Genomic DNA, 21226 nt, shown 5'->3' with positions numbered 1-21226 from the left:
CGGGGTTACCCGGCGTAGGGGTCGGCGATGCCGATGTACTGGGTGTAGAGGTACTCTTCGATGCCTTCGAGCCCGCCTTCACGGCCCAGTCCGGACTGCTTGACCCCGCCGAAGGGAGCCGCTGCGTTGGAGATCACGCCGGCGTTCAGGCCGAGCATGCCGGTTTCGAGGCGTTCGCCCATCCTGATGCCGCGGTTCAGGTCCTTGGTGAAGACGTAGGCCACCAGCCCGTACTCAGTGTTGTTGGCCAGCCGGACCGCCTCATCCTCGCTGCTGAAGGTGATGATCGGGGCCACCGGTCCGAAGATTTCCTCGGCGAGGATGCGGGTGCCTTCGGTGACGCCGGACAGGATGGTGGGCTGGTAGAAATAGCCCGGACCGTCCACCGGGGCTCCACCCAGGACTGCCGTGGCGCCGGAGGACAGCGCGTCGGTGACCAGCTCGTGGACCTTGTCCCGGCTCTTGGCGTCGATCAGCGGGCCCACCTTGGACTCGGGTTCGGTGCCGCGGGCGGTGGTCATCTCCTTCATTTTCGCGGCAAATTTCTCCGCGAATTCAGTGGCGACGGACTCGTGGACAATGAACCGGTTGGCGGCGGTGCAGGCCTCGCCCATGTTCCGCAGCTTGGCGGCCATGGCGCCGGTCACGGCCGCGTCCAGGTCTGCGTCCTCGAACACCACGAACGGGGCGTTGCCGCCAAGTTCCATGGAGGTCCGCAGCACCGTTTCCGAGGCGTCGGCCAGCAGCCGGCGGCCAACCTCGGTGGATCCGGTAAAGGAGAGCTTGCGCAGCCGGGAGTCCTTGATCAGCGGGCCGGTGGTGGCGCCCGCGGTGGAGGTGGGGATGACGTTCAGGACGCCGGAGGGCAGTCCGGCCTCCTGCATCACCGCGGCAAACAGCTGCGACGTCAGCGGCGTCAGGTTCGCGGACTTGAGCACCATGGTGCAGCCTGCTGCGACAGCCGGGGCGATCTTGCGGGTGGCCATGGCCAGGGGGAAGTTCCACGGAGTGATCAGCAGGCAGGGACCCACCGGCTTCTTGGTGACCAGCAGGCGGGACTTGCCGTCCGGGGCTACCGAGTAGCGGCCGAACGCACGGACGGCTTCTTCGGAGAACCAGCGAAGGAACTCGGAACCGTAGGTGACCTCGCCGCGGGCCTCGGCCAGGGGCTTGCCCATTTCCAGCGTCATGAGCAACGCGAAGTCCTCGGCACGCTCAGTCACCAGGTCAAAGGCCCGGCGCAGGATCTCCCCGCGTTCGCGCGGCGGAACCTTGGCCCACGATTCCTGTGCCGCCACGGCAGCGTCCAGGGCAGCGGCCGCGTCTTCAGCTCCGGCGTCGGCGATGCTGACCAGAACCTTGCCGGTGGCCGGATCCTCGACGTCGAACGTCTTGCCGGACGCGGCATCACGCCATTCACCATTGATCAGCAGGCCGGTGGGAACAGAGGCCAGAAGCCGGCTTTCACGGTCGGCGGTTACAGCGGGCTGTGCAGTGACAGTCACGGTGACTCCCTCGTCAGTAGGGTTGCGGCGGCCTTGGCGTCCGGCCGGTACGGCGGGGCTTCAAAGGCCAATTAACTGTCAGACTACTGCGGCCCTCGTGAGGGGGTCTACGCCTTCACGCACTGCGGAAAAGGACTTTTCCTGTGCAGCTGCACAGCCCCCCGGAATGGCTTGCCGGCGCGGTCAGCGCGCCGCCAGGACAGCCGAATAGAGCTCCCGCTTGCTGACGCGGACATCCTCCGCCACCGCGGCAACCGCTTCCTTCAGCCGGATGCCCTGTGCCACGAGTTCATTGACCGCCGCCACGTGGTCCTCGGGTGTTCCTGCCGCCTGCTCCGGGGCGCCGGCGACGACTACTGCGATCTCGCCGCGCACCTCGGTCGATTCGGCCCACTGCAGGAGCTCATCGAGCGGGCCGCGGAGCACTTCCTCGTACGTCTTGGTCAACTCCCGGCACACGGCTGCGCGGCGGCCGGCGCCGAACCGCTCCCGCAGGGCACGCAGCATGGCCTCAAGCCGGTGCGGCGCCTCGAAGAAGACCATGGTCCGCCGCTCGCCGGCAAGGTCCGCCAGCCGGCCCGCCCGTTCACCCGCCTTGCGCGGCAGGAACCCCTCGAAGCAGAACCTGTCGGTCGGAAGGCCGGAGAGGGCCAGGGCAGTCAGCACGGCCGACGGGCCGGGGACGGCGGTAACAGTCACTCCCGCGGCGATGGCACCTTCCACCAGCCGGAAGCCGGGATCCGATACCGACGGCATCCCCGCGTCGGTGACCATCACCAGGGTGTTTCCCTCCCTGACCTGGTCCAGCAGCTCGGCGGTGCGTGTGGCCTCGTTGTGCTCGTGGTAGCTGATGATCCGCCCGGCCACAGTGACGCCCAGCTGCTGGACCAGGCGGTGCAGGCGGCGGGTGTCCTCCGCAGCAACAATGTCCGCCGTCTCCAGCAGGTCCACCAGGCGTGCCGACGCATCCCCCATGTTGCCAATGGGTGTGGCGGCAAGGACGATGCGGCCGGCGGCTGCGGGGCTGGAGGCTGGCAGGGAGCTGGGGGAAGATTCCACGCCACCAGCCTACTGCCGCGAGGGTCCTGCCAGCTCCGAAAGGTAGCATGGGGCTCGTGACGCAGACCTCGACGTGGCCGGACGCCGGACAATCCGGGCCCGGACATTCCGCTCCCGCCGGGCCTGCAGGGACGGCACCTTCCGCCGCAGGGAAAGCTGCGTCGTCCGGCACCCCGGCACGTCCTTGGGTGGCCCGCCCCGCGGAGGCGTTCACTGACGAGGCCCTCCGGGCACGCCTGCTGGGCAGTGTCCGTTCATGGCGCGACTATCCACCCACGCTGCGCATCTGGTTCCTGCTGGTACCGCTCCTGACGGCGGCGGTGGCGGGAATCCTCCGGTTCGTCAGGCTGGGCGATCCGCACAAGCTGGTGTTCGACGAGACCTACTACGTCAAGGACGCCTACTCCTACCTTGTCAGCGGGTATGAGCGCAGCTGGCCGGACAAGGCCAACGACTCGTTCAACGCGGGGAACCCGGGCGTCCTGCTCAACTCGCCCGAGTATGTGGTCCATCCGCCGGTCGGCAAATGGATGATTGCCGCCGGAATGTGGCTTTTCGGACCGGACAACCCGTTTGGCTGGCGCTTCGCTGCCGCCCTGACCGGGACGCTCTCCGTCCTGCTGGTTTCCTTGATTGCCTTGAAGCTGTTCAGGTCGCTGCCGCTGGCAGGTGCGGCCGGCCTGCTGCTGGCGGTGGACGGGCACCACCTGGTGATGTCCCGGACGTCCCTGCTGGACATTTTCCTGATGTTCTGGGTGCTGGCCGCGTTTGGCGCGCTGCTGATGGACCGCGATGACGGCAGGGCAAGGCTGGCGTCCCGGCTGGCCCGCGCCGCCGCGGACCACGGCGGCAACCCGCCGCTGGCGGCGTTGCTGTCAGGCCCGTGGCTGGGTGTCCGCTGGTGGCGGATCACCGCCGGGGTGTGCCTTGGCCTGGCGGTGGGCACCAAGTGGTCCGGCCTGTTCTTCGTGGCGGTTTTCGGGCTGCTCACCGTGCTGTGGGACATGAATGCCCGCCGGGTGGCCGGTGTCAGGGGCTGGATCAGCGGCGGCATCATCAAGGACGGCGTTCCGGCGTTCATCAGTACCGTCCCGGTCGCCGCGGTGGTGTACACGCTGTCCTGGACCGGATGGTTCCGGTCCGACAACGCCTACTTCCGGCACTGGGCGGAGGCCAACCCCTCCCCCGCCTGGGGCTGGCTGCCGGACGCGGTGCGCTCGCTCGCCCACTACCACCAGGAGGCCTACACCTTCCATCAGGGCCTGAGCTCCGAACACCCCTACGAGGCGAGCGCCTGGAGCTGGCTGGTGATGGGGCGGCCGACGTCGTTCTTCTACGAATCCCCGCAGCAGGGCACCCCGGGGTGCGACGTCGCCAAATGCACCTCCGCCATCCTTTCCGTGGGCAACCCGCTGATCTGGTGGACAGCCGCCGTCTGCCTGGTGGTCCTGCTGTTCTGGTGGGCAGGCCGCCGTGACTGGCGTGCCGGAGCCGTGTTGGCGGGGGTGGCGGCCGGATACCTGCCGTGGTTCATGTATCCCGAGCGGACCATGTTCTACTTCTACGCCGTCTCCTTTGAACCGTTCCTCATCCTGGCCCTGGCCTACTGCCTGGGCCTGGTCCTGGGCCGCGCGTCCGATCCGCCGTGGCGGCGCCGCTCAGGCCTGTACGTGGTGGTCCTGTTCGTGGCGGCCGCCATCGTCCTCTCCGCCTTCTTCTACCCTGTCTGGGCCGCGGAGGTTATTCCGTACGACGCCTGGAAGGTCCGCATGTGGATGCCGTCATGGATCTAGGGCAGGATGGCATCAGACCCCCGAAGGACGCCGCTGCCGCGGCCTGGCAGCGGAACGGAGACCTGCTGTGAGAGAAGCAAGCACTGAACTGTTGGTCGAACTGGATCCCGCGAGCAACGTGACAGACCTGCTGCTGGACCGGCACGCCGCCAATCCCGCCCACGCCCTTTACCGGCGGAAGGGACCCAACGGCTGGGTTGACGTTCCCGCCGGAAAGTTCCTGCAGGACGTCAGTGCCTTGGCCAAGGGACTGATCGCCGGCGGCCTCGAACCCGGCGACACCGTCGCCGTCATATCCGCCACTTCCTTTGAATGGACCCTGGTGGACTTTGCCATCTGGTTCGCCGGAGGCGTCACCGTCCCCATTTACGAAACGTCGTCAGCCAGCCAGGTGGAATGGATACTCCAGGACTCCGGTGCCCGGCGGGTCTTCGTGCAGGACCGTGGCACGGCCGCCCTGGTGAACGGCGTAGTCGCCGGCGCGCCGGCCCTGCGGGACCGCCTGGTACACGTCGTCCGGATGGATTACGACGGCGAAGCGCCCCACCTTGCCAGCCTCTCCGCCGCCGGCGCCGGCGTGAGTGATGCTGAGCTGGAACGCCACCGCAGCAAGGCGGGCCTGGATGACGTCGCCTCGCTGGTTTACACCTCAGGAACCACTGGGAAACCCAAGGGATGCGAAATCACGCACGGCAATTTCGCTGCGGTGGCACGGAACATCGTGGCGTTCCTGCCCGAGCTCCTGGTGCAGGACCAGGCCAGGACCCTGATGTTCCTGCCGCTGGCGCATGTGCTGGCGCGCGCCGTGCAGGTGGTCTGCCTGGCAGGCGGGGCGACCCTGGGGCATACGCCTGGAGCGGCGCAGCTGCTGGAGGACCTGGGCAGCTTCCGGCCGACGTTCCTGCTGGTGGTTCCCCGGATCTTCGAAAAAGTCAGGGCCGGTGCAGCGCACAAGGCGGCGCTGGCCGGGAAGGGCAGGCTGTTCCAGCAGGCAGCGTCGGCGGCCATCGCCTACTCCACCGCCCAGGACCGGGCGGCCCGGGGCGATGGTTCCGGCCCCGGGCTGGTGCTGCGGTTGCGCCACGGCCTCTTCGACAAGCTGCTGTACCCCCGCCTGCGCCAGGCGCTGGGGGGCCAGGTTGGGTACACGGTGTCCGGTGCCAGCCACCTGTCCCTCGAAGACGCGCACTTCTTCCGCGGCGCAGGCATCCCCGTGCTGGAGGGATACGGCCTGACCGAAACCACGGCTCCGTGCACCGCCAACACCCCCACCCGGACAAGGGTGGGGTCCGTGGGCATTCCCGTCCCGGGAACCACCATCAGGGTGGCCGGGGACGGCGAGATCCTGGTCAAGGGCATCGGCGTGTTCAAGGGCTACCACAACAACCCGCAGGCCAACGCCGAAGCGTTCGTGGACGGCTTCTTCCGTACCGGCGACCTGGGCGAGCTGGACGCCGACGGCTTCCTGACGGTCACCGGCAGGAAGAAGGACCTGCTGGTGACAGCCGGCGGCAAGAACGTGGCGCCGGGTCCGCTCGAGGAAACCATCCGGGCACACCAGCTGGTGGGTCACGCCGTGGTGGTGGGCGACGGCCGGAAGTACGTCTCAGCCCTCATCACGCTGGATCCGGAGGGGCTGGAGAACTGGCGGTCCGAACGGGGCCTGCAGCCCCTCGACCGGCGGAGCGCCATCACCGACGCCGACGTGCTTGCGGCCGTGCAGGAAGCCGTGGACCAGGCCAACCTGTCCGTGTCCAAGGCCGAATCCATCCGCAGGTTCTCCCTGCTGGACACGGAGTTCACGGTGGAGTCGGGCCACCTGACACCGTCGCTCAAACTGAAGCGGGCCGCCGTCGTGCAGGACTTTGACGCCGAGGTTGCCAGGCTTTACACCTGAGCCGGCGGTCTCCGGCGGCTGCCCGCCGGAGACCTACGCCTCCGCCTTGTCCTTCGTGCCTTCCACCGCGGGCTTCAGGCCGCGGCGGCGGCGGGTGGGCCATGTGAAGATGAGCGTCAGCACTGCGGCCAGCAGTACCAGGCCGGCGATCACGATGCCGGCGTCCACCCAGAACTGGCCCGGGAACAGGCGGATCAGCGTGTCATCGAGGCTGAACGTCCACGAACCGTCCGCGAAGAAGATCCGGTGGAATTCGGTAAAGAACTGCTGCCAGCCCAGGAAGGCGAGCGTGCCAAGGCCCAGGATGAGGACCAGGGTAACGATGGAGCCCGCGAACAGGCCCCGCCGCACTCCCCCGTCGCTCCGCTTGCGGAGGTACAGGACGGCGATGATGCCCAGGACGAGCAGCAGCGCACCGGCGCCGAAGGTGGACAGGATGACGGTCTTGACGTCGGCCATATGGCTGACCTCGCCGTCCTTGAACAGCTTGTCGCCGCTGCGGTGGACCAGGTCGCCGAGGTAGCGCGGTCCCGCCCAGTTGCTGAGGTAGTCAACGGCGTAGGAGCCGTAGGTCATCCTGTCGTCCGTGCTGAAGCCATACCCGTCTCCGGGGAACCCGGGTCGGTTATATTCCACCCACAGGAACAGCGGACTGGTGACTGCGCGGACCGCCAGTACCAGGAGGACTACCGGGTAGATGACGGCAAGGACCACCTGCATGACCCGCGGTGCCACCGGCCTGGCGTTGGCGGCACTGTCGCGCTCGGCCTTCCGCCGCTCCACTTCCTCTTCGGACGGCCGCACGGACAGCGCGGACGTGGGAAGGGGTTCGCGGAAGGTCTGCCCGGCCGTGCCGGGCCCGCCCCTGCCGGAGGCGGGGGTCTGCCCGGCCGTGCCGGGCCCGCCCCTGCCGGAGGCGGCCACAGCAGCCACCTTGTCGTCCGTGGCCGGCTTGCCGGTGGCGGCTGCAGGTAGCCTGCCCGCGGCGTCCGCTTTATCAGCCGTATCCACCTTGTCGACGGCGGCGCGGCGGCCGGGCCTGCTGTCCGGCCGGGCGCCTGCGGACGCACCGCTGTCGGTGTCCTGGTCCGCGCCGGCGCGGACCGGCGTCGGGCCCGCGCTGCCGGTCCCGGCAGGATCGCCTGCGGCCGGCGTGCCGGCGCGTCCGTCCTGTGGTGCGGGAGCATCGGCAGCGTCGGCGGCGGGGGAATCCGCTCCGCCGGGCGTCATCCAGGAGAAGGCGGGCTCGTCCGAGTCCCCTGACGTATCCAGGAAAGGTTCGGGCTGCGGCTGGGCGCTGGTGGCGCGGGCCGGTGTCTCGTCTTTCACAACAGCGTCACTTCCGTTGGGTTTTCGGCGCGGCGCGGGGTAGGCCGGCACATATCGTCTGGTGTCGAGCCTACCGTCCGGTCCTCGGGACGGGCGAGGAACCACCCCGGAGCAATTACAACGATTCAGGCAGCGATTTCCGCATACCCCGCGTCGCCGCGCCGGAGGTCCCCGCGCTCCCCCGCCTTGTAGGCCCGGCGGCCCCATACCAGGGCGTAAGCCCAGTAGCTGCCCAGGACTGCCGCTCCGATGCTGATTTTGGCCCAGACCGGCAGGGCACTGGGGGTGACGAAACCTTCCACCAGTCCGGAGACGAACAGCACCAGGACCAGCCCCAGCGCCACGGTGACCAGTGAACGGCCTTCCTCCGCCACGGCACGGGCCCGCGTCCTGGGACCGGGCGAAACCATGGCCCAAAAAATCCTCAGGCCGGCGGCGCAGGCGATGAACACGGCCGTCAGCTCCATCAGGCCGTGGGGCAGGATGTAGCTGAAGAAGACATCCGATTTTCCGGCGGCCGCGAAAATTCCGGCCGCCACGCCCACCGCCTGGGCGTTGCTGAACAGGATTATGGGAACCCAGACGCCGGTGATCCCCAGGGCGACCGCCTGGGCGCTGATCCACGCGTTGTTGGTCCACACAGCACCGGCGAAGGACGCGGCAGGATTCTCGGAGTAGTACTCGATGAAGTCCTCTTCAACGTACTTTTGGGCGGCGGCCTCGGATGCCACCGCCCGCAGGGCCTCCGGCGACGTCCCGATCCACAGGGCGTAAAGCGCCCCGATGATGATGAAGGCGGCTCCGCAGGCCAGGGTCAGCCACGTCAGGCGGTAGAAGGCGGACGGCAGTGCTGCCGTGAAGAACCGCTTGAGGTCCGCCGCGGGGTTGGACCGGGCCCCGGTGAACCGTGTCCGTGCCTGCGCCAAGGTGGCGGACAGTGACGCCGACAAGCCACTCTCGGGCGCCACGGAACGGATCAGGGACAGGTGCGCCGACGTGGACTGGTAGAGGGCCAGCAGCTCGTCGGCCTCACGGCCGCTGAGCCGGCCCTGGTGGGCGAGGTCATGCAGCCGTGACCACTTGTCCGCATTGACGGCGGAGAAGGCGTCCATATCCACGGCACCAGCCTAGCCCCACAGCACTAGACTGTGACCGACTGCAGCATCAGCCACGGGGGAACGGGTAAAGACGTGAGTTCAATCATCACCGGCGAGGCGGTGGTCCTGGAGCTGCGGCCCGCGTCCTTTGCGGCCCGCGCCCTGGGCCTGTTCCTTGATGTCCTCTTCAACGGTGTCCTGCTGGCGGCGGTCCTGATCGGCCTGTCAGCCGCCGGAGAAGACCTCGACGAAGCGGCCATGCGCGCCTTGGTGCTGGTCGGCGTCGTCTTCTGCCTGGTCATTGTCCCGGTGGGGCTGGAAACCCTGAGCCGGGGACTCTCCCTGGGCAAGCTGGCCGTCGGCCTCCGTGTGGTCCGCGACGACGGCGGGGCCATCCGTTTCCGGCACGCCCTGATCCGCGGGCTGGCCGGTTTCCTCGAGGTCTACCTGACGTTCGGGGGCCTGGCGCTGGCGGTGGCGCTTTTCAACGACAAGTCGCGGCGCCTGGGGGACCTCATGGCCGGCACCTATGCCGTCCGTACGCGGATTGCCGCGGAACCCCCGGTTCCGGTCGCCGTCCCGCCGTACCTTCGGGCATGGGCGCAGACGGCCGATATCGGCCGGATACCGGACGGCACCGCGCGTCGGGCGTCCCGCTACATCCGCCAGGCGGGCCGGATGGCACCGCTGTCACGGGCCGGGATGGCTGCCTCGATCGCCACGGAACTTGCCGCCCATGTGGCGCCGGCCCCGCCGCCCGGAACCGGCCCGGACGACTATCTTGCCGCCGTCGTCTCCGAACGCCGGAACCGGGAGTTTGCCAGGCTGTCGGCGCAGCGCCGGCGCAACACGGAGGTTGGCGACAGGCTGCAGCGGCTGCCGTTCAGCAGCTGACCCTGGTTGACGGGCCTAGTTGTCGTACTCGGCCCAGGGGATGTTCCAGTCGCCGTAGCCGTCGTCGTGGGCGGCATAGTCGCCCTCGGTGTTGATGATGTTGACCACGTCACCGGTGCCCATGTTGTCGAAGACCCAGGCAGCGCCGTCGGGCAGGAATCCGATGCAGCCGTGCGAGACGTTGGCGTTGCCGATGTACGGGAAGGCGGAATCCAGCGCCTGGTGGATGTAGGCCCCGCTCAGCGTCAGGCGGATGGTGTACTCGACGTCCACGTCGCCGTAATAGGCGGGATCATCGGGTTTCAGACCGATGCTCGAGGCGCGGAAGTGGTCGAAGCGGTTTTTCTCCATCAGGACGCCGTACCCGCGTGCGGAGGGGAACCGCTTGTCGCCCATGCTGACCGGCAGGGTCTTGACCGGCTGGTCGTTGACGCTCAGCGTGAAGGTGTGGGCGGCGGCATCGGCCACCGCGACCTTTTTGTCGCCGATGGAAACGTTCACCTTCTTATTGAAGTTGGCGATCTGGCCGTTGCCCAGGTCCACGCCGAACAGTTGCATGTCCATGGTGACGGTGGAGTTCGCAGCCCAGAAGTCCTGCGCCCGGTAGCGGACCATCTTGTCGCTGTACCAGTGGAAGGCCCCCGCCTGGCCGGCGCTGCTGGTGATCTTGATGGCCTTCTCGACGGCGTCGCGGTTCAGCACGGGTTCGCTGAAGATGATCTGCAGCGGCTGGCCCACCCCGACCTTCATGCCGTCCAGCGGGTAAACGGCGGCATCGGCCTCGTGCGAGCTCGACACAGTGCTGAAGGACTGCGTGGTGCTGGTTTCCCGGCCGGCGCCATCCTTGACCACGAAGGTGTAGCTGTAGTCAGTATTGAATTTCAGGGGCGCGGCGGCAGCCCAGCCGGTTCCCGCGGCGTCGATGATGCCGTCCACGGTGTCGCCGCCCGTGCTGGTCAGGGTGACCCGTTCGATGGTGCCGTTGTTCACCTTGAGGGTGACCGGCGCTGCAGGGTTGACCTGCTTGGCACCGTTGGCCGGCGCGGACTCGGACGTTACAGGCGCCACCACCGGCGCCGCGATGCCGGGCGAGGTCCGGACGGCGGAGCCCGCTTCGGATTCCATCACACCGCCCGCAAGGCCGGGCGCGACGGCGGCGAATACACCGCCGGCGGCCGCCAGGATGCACACCACGGCGATGATGAGAATCTTCTTGATCGGCCGTGGGCGGCGGGGTTGGACTTCTGGCTCCATGTTCAGATCCTAGGCGCTGGAAGTAACAGCCCGGGCGCGTGGGGCGCCCGGGCACCTTACTTCTTGGTAACGGCTTCCGGCGGCGGTCTCTAGTACCGGTAGTGCGCGGGCTTGTACGGCCCGGCTGCGTCGATGTCCAGGTATTCGGCCTGGTCCTTGGTCAGCTCGGTCAGTTCGACGCCGAGGGCGTCCAGGTGCAGCCGGGCGACCTTCTCGTCGAGGACCTTGGGAAGGACGTAGACCTGGTTCTGGTACTCGCGGTGGCCGTCGGCCTGGTCCTTCTTGGTCCACAGTTCGATCTGCGCGATGGTCTGGTTGGCGAAGGAGTTGCTCATGACGAACGACGGGTGGCCGGTGGCGTTGCCCAGGTTCAGCAGGCGGCCCTCGGAGAGGACAATGATGGAGCGCTCGGCGTCCGTGCCGCGGTCAAAGACCCACTCGTGCACCTGAGGCTTGATTTCCACCTTTTCGATGCCCGGGATCCTGGCCAGGCCGGCGATGTCGATCTCGTTGTCGAAGTGGCCGATGTTGCCCACGATGGCCTTGTTCTTCATGCCCGCCATGTGCTCGGCCATGATGACGTCCTTGTTGCCCGTGGTGGTAATGAAGATGTCACCCTGGGCGAGCACCGACTCGAGCTTCGCCACCTGGTAGCCGTCCATGGCCGCCTGCAGGGCGCAGATGGGGTCGATCTCAGTGACGATCACCCGTGAGCCCTGGCCCCGGAGTGCTTCCGCGGCGCCCTTTCCGACGTCGCCGTAACCGCAGACCACCGCAACCTTGCCGCCCATCAGGACGTCGGTGGCGCGGTTGATGCCGTCGGGCAGGGAGTGGCGGATGCCGTACTTGTTGTCGAACTTGCTCTTGGTGACGGAGTCGTTGACGTTGATGGCCGGGAAGAGCAGCTTGCCCTGCTCCGCCAGCTGGTACAGGCGGTGGACGCCCGTGGTGGTCTCCTCGGTAACGCCCTTGATGGTGGCGGCGGTGCGGGTCCACTTTTTGGGATCGGCCTCAAGCGAGCGGCGCAGGACATCGAGGAAGATGCCGTATTCCTCGGAGTCGGTGGGATCAGCGGAGGGCACGTTGCCGGCAGCTTCGAACTCCACGCCCTTGTGCACCAGCATGGTGGCGTCGCCGCCGTCGTCCAGGATCATGTTCGGGCCCAGCTCGGGATCGGACTCGGCACCGGGCCAGGTGAGGATCTGCTCGGCGGTCCACCAGTACTCTTCGAGGGTTTCGCCCTTCCAGGCGAACACCGGAACACCCTGCGGATCCTCCACGGTGCCCTTGCCCACCACGACGGCGGCGGCGGCTTCGTCCTGGGTGGAGAAGATGTTGCAGGAAGCCCAGCGCACTTCCGCGCCCAGGGCGGTGAGGGTTTCGATCAGCACGGCGGTCTGCACCGTCATGTGCAGGGACCCGGCGATCCGCGCACCCTTCAGCGGCTGGCTTTCGCCGAACTCCTCGCGGAGGGACATCAGGCCGGGCATTTCGTGCTCGGCGAGGCGGATCTGGTGCCGGCCGGCCTCGGCCAGGGAGATGTCGGCAACCTTGTAATCGAATGTCATCGTGGTCCTTTGCTCAGTGCAGGAAATCTCAGTGCAGGAAATCTCAATGGTGAGCATCCCAGGGCGGGAATCCCGGTCCGGGGACGCAGGTGCTGTGGTGCTAGCCGGCGGTGCCCGCAGCAGGTTTGGAATCGTGCTGGTCCGAGCCGGCGGCGGTCGCTGCGGCCAGCAGCTGCGGCGGGAGGAGGAGGGGGATTCCGTCCTCGATGGTGTAGCGCGGGGTGGCGCCGTCCTGCCCTGCAGCTGTGGCGACCAGCTCTTCGCCTTCCTGGACCAGGGGCGAGCCCGTCACGGGGCAGCGCAGGACAGACAACAGTTCAGGACTGATTTTTGGCATTTGGTTCATGCTCCCTGGCGGGCGCGCTCGCGCCGGTGGCTGAAAAGTGTGCAGGTTCCAGCGTACCGCCAGAAGCCGGTCAGGACGGCTCGCGCAGGATCCGGAGGTGTCCCCTGCGGGTGCCTTCGGTGGCGGCGGGCGCTTCCAGGGCCGTATGCGGTCCCCGTTGGGCGGGTTGCGGCGGCGTCTGGCCGGGCAGCGCCGCAGCGTCCCGCACGGCGTTGGCCAGGGCCAGGAGGTCGTCCGGCCCGGGCTGCTGCGGGGTTGAGGGCATTGCCAGGCGCAGGACTTCCCAGCCGCGGGGGACGGTCAGCGAATCGGCGTGCTGTTCGCAGAGGTCGTAGCAGTGCGGTTCGGCGTACGTTGCGAGCGGGCCCAGCACCGCGGTGGACTCCGCGTAGACGTACGTCAGGGTGGCCACAGCCGACTGGCGGCAGGCGGATCTTGAACACTGACGGATAGCTCCCACGACATCCCAGACTACCCCTTGCCGCCGGGAACACCGCGCATTGGCGCGGGCAGGTGAGGACGCGCCTTCGCTGCGGGGGGAATCTGTCGCGGAAACCCCGGCCCGGGTTTACAGTCGTTGTATGCAGTCATCGAACCATAAATCAGGCTTCACGGTCCGGTTGGCTGATCCGGATGTCCAAGCCACTTCGGCAGCGGCAGGTGCCGGCCGCAGCTTCCTGCGGCGCCGGCGGAACCGCCATGGACGAGGGCTGCGCGGCGAAGTCATGCTGCCCACCCACCCGGGGTACCGGACGCGCGGCGACCGCTTTGATGACATGGTGCTGGATTCCGCCCAGCGGCTTCACGATATTTGGGGCAAGACCCTGGATGGAGTCCGTTTCGGGGTGGATGACATCCCGCCGGACCTGGAAGCACTTGCTGCTGCCGGCACGCCGGCGCCCATGGGCGCCTACACGCCGGCTGCCGGCGACGATGGCCCGATGATCACCGTCTACCGGCGCGTGGTGGAGCAGGCCTGCCCGGTCATCGAGGAGCTCCAGGATTTGGTCCACGACGTGGTGGTTGAGCACACGGCGGAGATGCTGGGCGTGGCCCCGGAGACGCTGGATCCGGTGTACCGGCGCCGCTACTGATTCCTTCCGGTTCAGAAGCCCAGGGCCACCGGGACGGTTTCCTGGCCCGCCGCCGGCGGCTGGAACGCCATGGTGGCGACGTCGCTGCGGCCTTCCTGCCCCACCAGGACGGCGCCGTAGGCGGGGTCCCCGGCAGCGGAGACCACGTACCCCACGACGTCGGCGCCGTCGGCCTTTTCCGGTACGGCGATGGAGGCCGTGGTGCCCCCGGCGATGTCGGCGGTGGCCGGCGTCCGCACCTTGCCGTCCGCCGTGATGGCCGAATAGGTGATGGTGGCGCGGCCGTCCAACGCGCCAAACACGAGTTCGCGGCCGCCTCCCTGCGGCACGGCTACCACGTGCTGGCTGCCGAGGCGTATCCCTGACGCCGCCCACGCGACGTCGGACGGCTGGTTGGCCTGCAGACCGCGGCTGACGCGGGTGGCTGCAACGAAGGAGACGTCGGAGGACGCCGCCACCGTGTAGTGGCCTGCGGGAACACCGGCCAGCGACACTTCCGTCACGGACCCGGCCTTTGCGGTGACCACGCCGCCGGCAGGAAGCGCCTTTTGGCCATCCCGGCCGTACAGTTTGATTTCGACGACGGCGTCGGAAGGCCCCGGAACGGTGATCTGCAGCGCGGGTGCTGCGTCCTTGTAACCGGATTTTGCCGTGAGCGCGGCGATGCCGGCGGCGTCCTGGATGTCCACTCCGGTCATGACCTGGCGCGTCGCCGGCGCAGCACCCGGGGTGATGAAGTCCACTCCCCCGGGCGTCAGGCCGCGCAGGACGCTTTGCTGGATGACCGCGGCCACCGGCCCGCCGGAACTCCGGACCCGGAGCCCGAGCTGTTCCTCTCCGGGAGCCAGCCCTGCCAGCACCACGGAGCGGGTGGTGCCCGGTGCCACCAGGAGGCCACGGCTGCCCGGCGCCTGGATTTGCCCCTTTGCGCCGTACAGTTCCAGGTTGACGGTTGCGGGGCTGCTGGAGGCGTTGCTGAGCACCAGCACGGAGGTTCTGCCCACCGTGGTGCTGGCTCCGGCAATCCACTGGTCGTTGGACGGCTGCTGGCAGTTGGCCGCCGCAGTGCCCTGCAGGTCCCCGTCAGTGGCGGTGAACTTCATCGCAGCCGCAGCAGATGCCTTCTGGTTGGCGACGGCGTCGGCGCTGAGGACCGTTACCTGGTCCACCGTCCGGCCGGCCAGTGCACCGGCCAGCAGTTCCTGCCGCGGCCCTTCGGGCGCAGGGGCCCCGGAGTCCTTGGCGATCTCTGCGGCGGAGCTTCCGTCCAGGCGGGACAGCCTGCTGCCGGGCAGGACGCCGGCCGTTCCCAGGACGGCGGCCGTCACGCTGGTTGCCGCGGTGTCCGATTCGGGTTTGAACTGGGGATCGGTCCCGGCCTCGGTTCCTTCAAGGAGCCGGGCAGGACCTGGACACACACCTGTGCTCGTTCCGGCGGGTACGGCCGCGGCCGGGGCTTCCAGGCTCCGGCTGGATGCCGCGACGGGCATCAGCGAGCCGGCCGCGACGACGCCGCCGGCGCAGGCCAGGACGAGGACTGCGCCCGCCGCGCCGGCAAGGGCACCAGTCCGGCGCTTCCCTGCCGCTGCGGGGCGGGCCGTTGACCCCGGGGGGCGGTGGCCGGCAGCGGCGTCTGTGCGGGTTTCGAGTCCGGTGCCTGGCCCGTCACTGGAGCCTGTGCCGGTTCCGGAGGGTCCACGGGTGGGCTCATGCATTCTGCTTTTCCTTACGCAAGGTGCCTTCATCCCGCGACAGCCCGGTCCTGGGCCGGTTGGCGGGCATCGGGAGGGCGAGCATGACGGTGAGACCGATGATGACGACCTGGGCCGCGCCCGACCACCATGACCAAGGGTTCTCGTAGCGGACGGTCAGCTGTCCCCCGGACGCCGGCAGGGTGAATGCCTGCTCCCACCCGGACGTCGTCGACGTCAGCCTGCGACCGTCAAGCCATGCGGTCCAGCCCGGGTCTGCCCGTTCGGCGAGGACAACCAGCCGCCCTTCGGGCCCGGCGGGGACAGCGGAGTCGACGTCGTTGGCGCCTGAAGGGACCAGGGACAGGGTGGCGCCGTTTCCGTCGATGACCCTGACGCGGTGGGCGACATCGGCGGCCTGGGTTGCGGGCTGGTTGCGTGGCGTGATGCGCCACAGCCAGCCGACGTCCGTCTGGCCGACCGCGACGAGGCCGGGAACGGAGTCCATCCGGCTGGCAGTCAACTGCGCGGCAGTGTCGGCTGACCGCAGCACCACGAATCCGGCACCGAGCTGTTCCAGGTCCTCCCGGGGGTCCACCCCCTGCCCTGCAACCAAGGTAGCGACAACCCTGCGGACCGAGGCGGTGACGTCGTCGTCGTCGCGGACTGTCTCGGCCCCGGGGGCTCCGATGATGCTTCGCGCTGACGCAATTGCCGAAAGGCTGTCCAGGGTGGTGCCGGCGCCACGCATCAGGGACGCGTCGTAGGTGCCGTCCTCGCGGGTGCCGATCAGCAGGGTCCGGGTCTGTTCAGCGCCCGTCCCCCGGTCGATGGCCGTGGCTGGCAACGTGCGGCTGCCTGTGCCCTCCACGAGCCTGGGAACGCCAAGGCCGCGCGTTTCCGTGTCCGAGGCAGGAGCGGAAGCCCCGGGTGCGGGCCGCAGGAGGTTCTGGGCGCTCCAGGTTGCCATACCCGCCAGGGGACCGGCGAGGAGCAGGACCATGCCCGCGGCGACGGCCGTGTTGGCGGCAGCTGCGCGGCGAGGGCTCCTGGCTGCCGCACGTCCGGCTGCGGCGAGGAGGTGTTCCGCCCCCAGCATGGCTGCGGCGAGGAAGGCAAAGGCGGCTGTGGAGACGGCCGGCCCGCTGAAGGGTGTCACGAGGGTATCGGCGGTGGCACCGGTGGCTACCCTGGAGGCCAGCCAGCCGCATGCCAGGGCAGCAAGGCCGGCGGCCCAGAAGACCCTGGCCCTGGCAGCGCGGCTTCCGGATGCGAAGAGCGCGGCCACTGCCAGTACCAGGACCGGCCCGGCGAGCAGGAACGCCAGCAGCGTTGCCCAGGGCAGGAAGCCGTCGTTGAACGGGGCAAGTCCTTCCAATCCCTTGCCGGGATCGAAGGAGAGTGGCTGGCCCAGGAACTGCTGCCACAGCGGTGCGGCGTCAAAGCCGAGGGGCATCCCGGGGTCCGCCAGGAGCGCCCGGGGCCGGTCGAGCACGGACAGGCCAAACGGGACGAACAGTGCGGCACTGGGCAGGAGCGCCCACCAGACGGTCCTCCCCCGCCTGCCCATCAGCACGCCGCAGAGCACGACCACCAGCACGGCGGGAAGCAGCAGGGACGGCGCGGACGCGACGGCCACCGCCAGGGCCAGCCCGGCGGCCGCTGCCGCTGTCCAGGACGGTGTTCCGTTGATGCCGGGCTTGACCGGAGGCTTCTCGGCCGGGCGCGTACCCGGCTGGGGCCACGCATGCCGCCCGTGCCCCACCGCGGAACCCGTGGCCCGCAGCAGTGCCAGCGCGACCAGGGGAATCATCAGATGCGCCAGGAGTGCGCCCGCGCGGCCCTGGTTCAGGGCGACCTGCAGGGCCGGCGCCGCAGCCCAGAACAGGGCAGCCGCCAACCGGAGCCGGCGCCGGCCGGTCAGGCCTCCTGCCGCGAACCAGGCCGTCAGCGCGGACAGCGGAGTGCTGAGCAGCAGCAGCCAGGCCATGGCCGCATTGGCGTCGCCGCCGCCCACCACGCCCAGGATCCACAGGACGTAGTCGAAAGGGTCACCGCGGCCGGGAAGCCCGGCACCGAGGTTGATCCACCAGCTCGAGGCGTGGTGCCAGATATCACCCAGCCCGGTGGAGAGCGGAATCAGGGCGCCGCCCGCAACGGCGTCGGCACGGACCAGGCCGGCCAGGCCAAGGAGCGAGGCGATGGAAGCGATAATGAAGGCTGCCAGGGCGCCGTTCCCCACCCACCCGCGCTTGCGCGTGGCCAGCGCGGCGAAATCATCCGAGGTATCGCCGCTGGGCTGGTGCGCCAGGGGATCCTGTTCGAGCTCATCGGCGGGGTTGGTGTCCGGGCCGAGGGCTTCCATGAGCGAACGGCGGTGGCTCCAGACTTCCCTTCGGGGCGTCTGGAGCTTGCGGATAACGGACCGCCGGATCCGGCGGGTTTGCCGCGCCGAGGCCCGGGACTTGGCCACTGCCCGGGGCCTGCCCAGGGCGGCGAAGGTGGCCAGGAGTTGGGTGAGGCCGTGTCCGGGTTCCTTGACGAGGATGCTCAGGACCAGCCGGAACAGGCTGCCGAGCAGGGCACCGACGGCGTGGACGGGCACCATCCACAGTGGTGAGTGCTTAAGCCGCAGGTGCACCTGCGCTTTCCTGGCCGCGGCAGGGTTACCCAGGGCGTGCGGGCGATGGGCCACGTGGAACATCCGGGCCGCCGGGACCACCACGACGCGGTGGCCGGCGAGCCTGTTGCGCCAGCAGAAGTCGACGTCGTCGCCGCTGCCCGGAAGGGCGGGGTCGAATCCACCCAGCTGGTCCCACACGTCCCGGCGGACCAGCATGCCCGCCGAGTTGACGGCGAACGTGTCGCTGCGGCCGTCGTACTGGCCCTGGTCCAGTTCGTCGGCGTCGATGAGGGTCAAACGCTCCGCCCAGCGGCTCGTGGACAAGCCGACGTCGATCAGCTTCCGGTCCTCATGCCAGTCCAGCTGCTTGCAGCCGGCCACGGTGACGGATGGGGCACGTTCCACGGCGCCCAGCAGTTCCGCCAGGGCTTCGGGTGCCGGGGCGGCGTCGTCGTGCAGCAGCCAGATCCACTCCGGCCTGCCGTCCGCCCGGCCGCCCGTGCGCGGAGCAAGCCCTGCGAGCCCGGCGGAAACGGCCGCGCCCATACCTCCCCGGCGGTGGTCGTGGGAGACAACGTGTGCCGCGCCAAGGACTTCCTCAAGGAGGGAACGGGAATTGTCCGCCGAGCCGGCGTCGACGCCTATGGCGTAATCTACCGGGCGGGTCTGGTCCGCCAGCCCTGCAAGTGTTCTGGGCAGATAGGCACTGCCGTTGTGGGCAACCACAACGGCAGTGACATGGACATCCTGGTGAATCAGACCGCTCGTTTCCTCAGGCGTCGGCGTTCACGCTCGGAAAGGCCTCCCCAGATGCCAAACCGTTCGTCGTTGGCCAGCGCATACTCCAGGCACTGCGAGCGGACGTTGCAGGCACCGCAGACCTTTTTGGCGTCGCGGGTGGAGCCACCTTTTTCCGGAAAGAAAGCTTCGGGGTCGGTCTGGGCGCACAGGGCGTCCGTCTGCCAGCCCAACTCGCCTTCGTCCTCGAAGTCCTGCTGGAACGGCAGGCCAATCCATACGGGCTGCACGGTGCCGGGGGCAGCGAGTTCCATGGGCGGGTCAAGGTCGTCCTCAGGTTCTGCGCCACCGTCGAGGAGGGCTTCATGCGCGGCCAGGAACGCTGTGGCCTGGTCTTCAAGAGCGGTGCCGGAGTCCCGGTTATACCTCTCGGCGGCACCGGGGTCAGCGGGATCCACGTACCAGTCGCTGGGCACCCCCCGCGCACGGTACTTCGCCGTGGCCTGCCCGGCCACGACGGCATCTTCCTGGATACGCTCTGCTTGCCCCACGGCGACCCTCCTGATGTTGCAGCCCCTGCCTGGATACGGTGACACTCGGTTGTGTGCCGGTATTTACGCAGGTGCCTTTAGTTATCTAATTACACGTGTGTAACTAGGGCGAGTCAAGCCGCTGCCGGGATAATAATCAGTGAACTGTCCGGGCAATGTTTACGCCACGCCCGGGATTTTTCGGCCGCCGGGGCCTGAAGGGCCGGAGTTACGGTCCGGAGATGGTTCGGAAGGGCCCGAATCGCTGCATCCGCGCGAAAAATACCTAAAGTCCGGGCAAATAGCAAGCAGCCTTAGCATTCCATGTGATAAAGATCATATTCGTTGCGGCCCCGCTGAAAACGGCGCCGGGACGCAGGACATGACCTGCCGGTCCCCCGGTGGCAGGATGGGTCCATGACTACGCCCGCAGTGCAACTCATGAACAGCCTCCGCTCCGGAAACTCAACGGCCCCGCGGCTGACCTGGTACGGCCCGGACAGTGAGCGCGTGGAACTGTCCGGCCGCGTGCTGGACAACTGGGTGGCCAAGACCAGCAACCTGCTGCAGGACGAGCTGGACGCCTCCCCCGGCATGAGCATCAGGTTGGCCCTTCCAGCGCACTGGAAGGCCATGGTCTGGGCACTTGCATCCTGGCAACTGGGCCTTGAGACGGTGCTTGAAGGCGACCGCGCCGACTTCCTGGTCACGGCGGATCCCGCCCCGGCATCCGGCGGCGACGGTCCGGCCGGGGAGGCCCAGCCACACGGGCAGGGGAAGTACGACGCCGTCATCGCCGTTGCGCTGCCGGCGCTGGCCATGCGGTGGCCCGGTGAGCTGGCCGCCGGCTGCCTCGACTATGCGGCCGAGGTCAGGCTGCACGGAGACGTCTTCCTGGCCCACGCCGATCCGGATCCTCTGGCCCGTGCCATCGCCGGCGCGGACGGCAGCGAATACCTGCAGCAGGATCTGCTGGACGGATTCGCCGCGCGGCATGACGAAGGCGTACGCCTGCACATCCCGGCGCGCCACGGCCTCGAGCCGGCCCTGGCCAACGCCCTGGGTGCATGGAAGCAGGACGGCTCGGTGGTCCTGACCCATCCTGACGTCGAGCTGACGGAGAAACTGCTCTCAGCCGAGCGGATCCACGGACAGTGATCCGCCCGCCGGCGTGGGCGGCTCAGCCTAGGGCTTGGCCGGCCCCTCGGCGGACGGCTGGGGTTCGTTGCGGGCCGCTTCGCGGGCAGCATGGTGGTGATGGACCTCGATGAGCTCATGGTCATGCGAGAACTCCGGCTCCTGGTCCAGTTCCTTGTTGAACACGAGGAACCGGTAGGCGAAGAAACGCACGACGGTGGCCACGAGGATGCCCACGACGCCGGCGAAGAACAGCAGGTTCTTGTCCGTGACGCCCAGCCCGTACTTGGCCAGCGCGGTGAAACCCGTGGAGATCCCGATTCCGATGCCGTTGATGATGACGAACATGACGAACTCGCGCACCACGTTGTCCTGGCGGCGGTGGCGGAACGTCCAGAACCGGTTGGCGATCCAGGAGAACACTGTCGCCACCGTGGCTCCGACGAAGCGGGCCTTGGCCTCGCTGTCCGTCATGGGACCGTGCATGAGGTAGTACGTCAGGCCGTTGTCGATAACGAACGCAACACCGCCCACTGCCCCGAATTTGGCCACCTCGCGCCAAAAAAGCGACGCGAGGCCCCGGATGCGGTCTGCCAGTGCTGAAATCATGACCCTCCAAGGCCTTCAAGAGTGTGGGCCGTTCGGCCAGAGGTCCATTTTAGCCCCTCGAA

The 21226-nt window shown here is 68.5% G+C and carries 17 protein-coding genes; 5 read left to right on the top strand and 12 right to left on the bottom strand.

The window, feature by feature from the left end:
• Positions 1-5: 5 nt before the first annotated feature.
• Both AS031_RS13655 and rsmI read right to left on the bottom strand, forming a co-directional pair.
• Positions 6-1505, bottom strand: a complete 1500-nt coding sequence (locus AS031_RS13655) for an NAD-dependent succinate-semialdehyde dehydrogenase (RefSeq protein WP_058268699.1) — start codon at positions 1503-1505, stop codon at positions 6-8.
• Between the two features lie 183 nt (positions 1506-1688).
• Positions 1689-2564, bottom strand: coding sequence for a 16S rRNA (cytidine(1402)-2'-O)-methyltransferase (gene rsmI / locus AS031_RS13650; protein WP_058268698.1), 876 nt, complete (start codon positions 2562-2564; stop codon positions 1689-1691).
• Between the two features lie 47 nt (positions 2565-2611).
• Here rsmI and AS031_RS13645 point away from each other — a divergent pair, with 47 nt between their 5' ends.
• The gene (locus tag AS031_RS13645; protein WP_058268697.1) at positions 2612-4357 is read left to right on the top strand and encodes a dolichyl-phosphate-mannose--protein mannosyltransferase; all 1746 of its coding nucleotides are present in this window, start codon (positions 2612-2614) and stop codon (positions 4355-4357) included.
• A 67-nt stretch (positions 4358-4424) separates the two neighbouring features.
• Positions 4425-6254, top strand: a complete 1830-nt coding sequence (locus tag AS031_RS13640; RefSeq protein ID WP_058268696.1) for an AMP-dependent synthetase/ligase — start codon at positions 4425-4427, stop codon at positions 6252-6254.
• A gap of 33 nt (positions 6255-6287) precedes the next feature.
• Here the strand turns inward: AS031_RS13640 and AS031_RS13635 are convergent, their stop codons facing one another.
• The gene (locus AS031_RS13635; RefSeq protein WP_058268695.1) at positions 6288-7583 is read right to left on the bottom strand and encodes a TIGR01906 family membrane protein; all 1296 of its coding nucleotides are present in this window, start codon (positions 7581-7583) and stop codon (positions 6288-6290) included.
• 125 nt (positions 7584-7708) lie between these two features.
• Positions 7709-8701 carry a stage II sporulation protein M gene (locus AS031_RS13630; RefSeq protein ID WP_179945005.1) on the bottom strand — a complete coding sequence of 331 codons (993 nt, stop codon included), beginning with the start codon at positions 8699-8701 and terminating at the stop codon, positions 7709-7711.
• Between the two features lie 72 nt (positions 8702-8773).
• On the opposite strand from AS031_RS13630, the gene AS031_RS13625 reads away from it, so the two are divergent.
• Complete coding sequence (locus AS031_RS13625) at positions 8774-9574, top strand: RDD family protein (RefSeq protein WP_058268770.1); 801 nt, start codon at positions 8774-8776, stop codon at positions 9572-9574.
• Between the two features lie 15 nt (positions 9575-9589).
• Here AS031_RS13625 and AS031_RS13620 read toward each other — a convergent pair whose 3' ends face one another.
• The 4 genes from AS031_RS13620 to AS031_RS13605 all read right to left on the bottom strand — a co-directional run bounded on the left by AS031_RS13620 (position 9590) and on the right by AS031_RS13605 (position 13202).
• Positions 9590-10828 (bottom strand): L,D-transpeptidase, encoded by a 1239-nt coding sequence (locus tag AS031_RS13620; RefSeq protein WP_058268693.1) that lies wholly within the window; start codon positions 10826-10828, stop codon positions 9590-9592.
• Between the two features lie 89 nt (positions 10829-10917).
• Complete coding sequence (gene ahcY, locus AS031_RS13615) at positions 10918-12396, bottom strand: adenosylhomocysteinase (protein WP_058268692.1); 1479 nt, start codon at positions 12394-12396, stop codon at positions 10918-10920.
• 100 nt (positions 12397-12496) lie between these two features.
• A complete protein-coding gene (locus AS031_RS13610; protein ID WP_058268691.1) occupies positions 12497-12733 on the bottom strand; it encodes a Trm112 family protein in 237 nt (78 codons plus the stop codon).
• Between the two features lie 79 nt (positions 12734-12812).
• The gene (locus tag AS031_RS13605; RefSeq protein ID WP_058268690.1) at positions 12813-13202 is read right to left on the bottom strand and encodes a DUF3499 domain-containing protein; all 390 of its coding nucleotides are present in this window, start codon (positions 13200-13202) and stop codon (positions 12813-12815) included.
• 121 nt (positions 13203-13323) lie between these two features.
• Here AS031_RS13605 and AS031_RS13600 point away from each other — a divergent pair, with 121 nt between their 5' ends.
• Positions 13324-13836: a metallopeptidase family protein gene (locus AS031_RS13600; RefSeq protein WP_058268689.1), complete on the top strand. Its 513-nt coding sequence runs from the start codon at positions 13324-13326 to the stop codon at positions 13834-13836.
• An 11-nt stretch (positions 13837-13847) separates the two neighbouring features.
• On the opposite strand, the gene AS031_RS13595 is transcribed toward AS031_RS13600, so the two are convergent.
• Genes AS031_RS13595 through AS031_RS20260 form a run of 3 tightly spaced genes read right to left on the bottom strand, consistent with a single transcriptional unit; the run spans position 13848 to position 19439 of the window.
• On the bottom strand, positions 13848-15551 hold the full coding sequence (locus AS031_RS13595) for a DUF5719 family protein (RefSeq protein ID WP_058268688.1): 1704 nt from the start codon (positions 15549-15551) through the stop codon (positions 13848-13850).
• Positions 15544-18876: a glycosyltransferase family 2 protein gene (locus AS031_RS13590; protein WP_058268687.1), complete on the bottom strand. Its 3333-nt coding sequence runs from the start codon at positions 18874-18876 to the stop codon at positions 15544-15546. The genes AS031_RS13595 and AS031_RS13590 overlap by 8 nt, the downstream gene beginning before the upstream one ends.
• A gap of 29 nt (positions 18877-18905) precedes the next feature.
• On the bottom strand, positions 18906-19439 hold the full coding sequence (locus tag AS031_RS20260; RefSeq protein ID WP_074446985.1) for a WhiB family transcriptional regulator: 534 nt from the start codon (positions 19437-19439) through the stop codon (positions 18906-18908).
• Positions 19440-19835: 396 nt separating this feature from the next.
• Between AS031_RS20260 and AS031_RS13580 the strand changes: the two genes are divergently transcribed.
• On the top strand, positions 19836-20576 hold the full coding sequence (locus AS031_RS13580) for a TIGR03089 family protein (RefSeq protein ID WP_058268686.1): 741 nt from the start codon (positions 19836-19838) through the stop codon (positions 20574-20576).
• Between the two features lie 27 nt (positions 20577-20603).
• Here the strand turns inward: AS031_RS13580 and AS031_RS13575 are convergent, their stop codons facing one another.
• Entirely contained in the window at positions 20604-21164 is a 561-nt protein-coding gene (locus AS031_RS13575; RefSeq protein WP_058268685.1) for a GtrA family protein, read from the bottom strand.
• Between the last annotated feature and the right edge of the window lie 62 nt (positions 21165-21226).

It is taken from the genome of Pseudarthrobacter enclensis (assembly GCF_001457025.1).
Lineage (GTDB): Bacteria > Actinomycetota > Actinomycetes > Actinomycetales > Micrococcaceae > Arthrobacter > Arthrobacter enclensis.
This window is presented reverse-complemented; position numbering and strand designations above follow the sequence as displayed.

Excerpts from the sequence above, each read along its gene's own strand:
- AS031_RS13595 (WP_058268688.1), bottom strand. The coding sequence starts at position 15,551 with ATGCATGAGCCCACCCGTGGACCCTCCGGAACCGGCACAGGCTCCAGT.
- AS031_RS13620 (WP_058268693.1), bottom strand. The coding sequence starts at position 10,828 with ATGGAGCCAGAAGTCCAACCCCGCCGCCCACGGCCGATCAAGAAGATT.
- AS031_RS13645 (WP_058268697.1), top strand. The coding sequence starts at position 2,612 with ATGGGGCTCGTGACGCAGACCTCGACGTGGCCGGACGCCGGACAATCC.
- AS031_RS13610 (WP_058268691.1), bottom strand. The coding sequence starts at position 12,733 with ATGCCAAAAATCAGTCCTGAACTGTTGTCTGTCCTGCGCTGCCCCGTG.
- AS031_RS13580 (WP_058268686.1), top strand. The coding sequence starts at position 19,836 with ATGACTACGCCCGCAGTGCAACTCATGAACAGCCTCCGCTCCGGAAAC.
- AS031_RS13575 (WP_058268685.1), bottom strand. The coding sequence starts at position 21,164 with ATGATTTCAGCACTGGCAGACCGCATCCGGGGCCTCGCGTCGCTTTTT.
- AS031_RS13600 (WP_058268689.1), top strand. The coding sequence starts at position 13,324 with ATGCAGTCATCGAACCATAAATCAGGCTTCACGGTCCGGTTGGCTGAT.
- ahcY (WP_058268692.1), bottom strand. The coding sequence starts at position 12,396 with ATGACATTCGATTACAAGGTTGCCGACATCTCCCTGGCCGAGGCCGGC.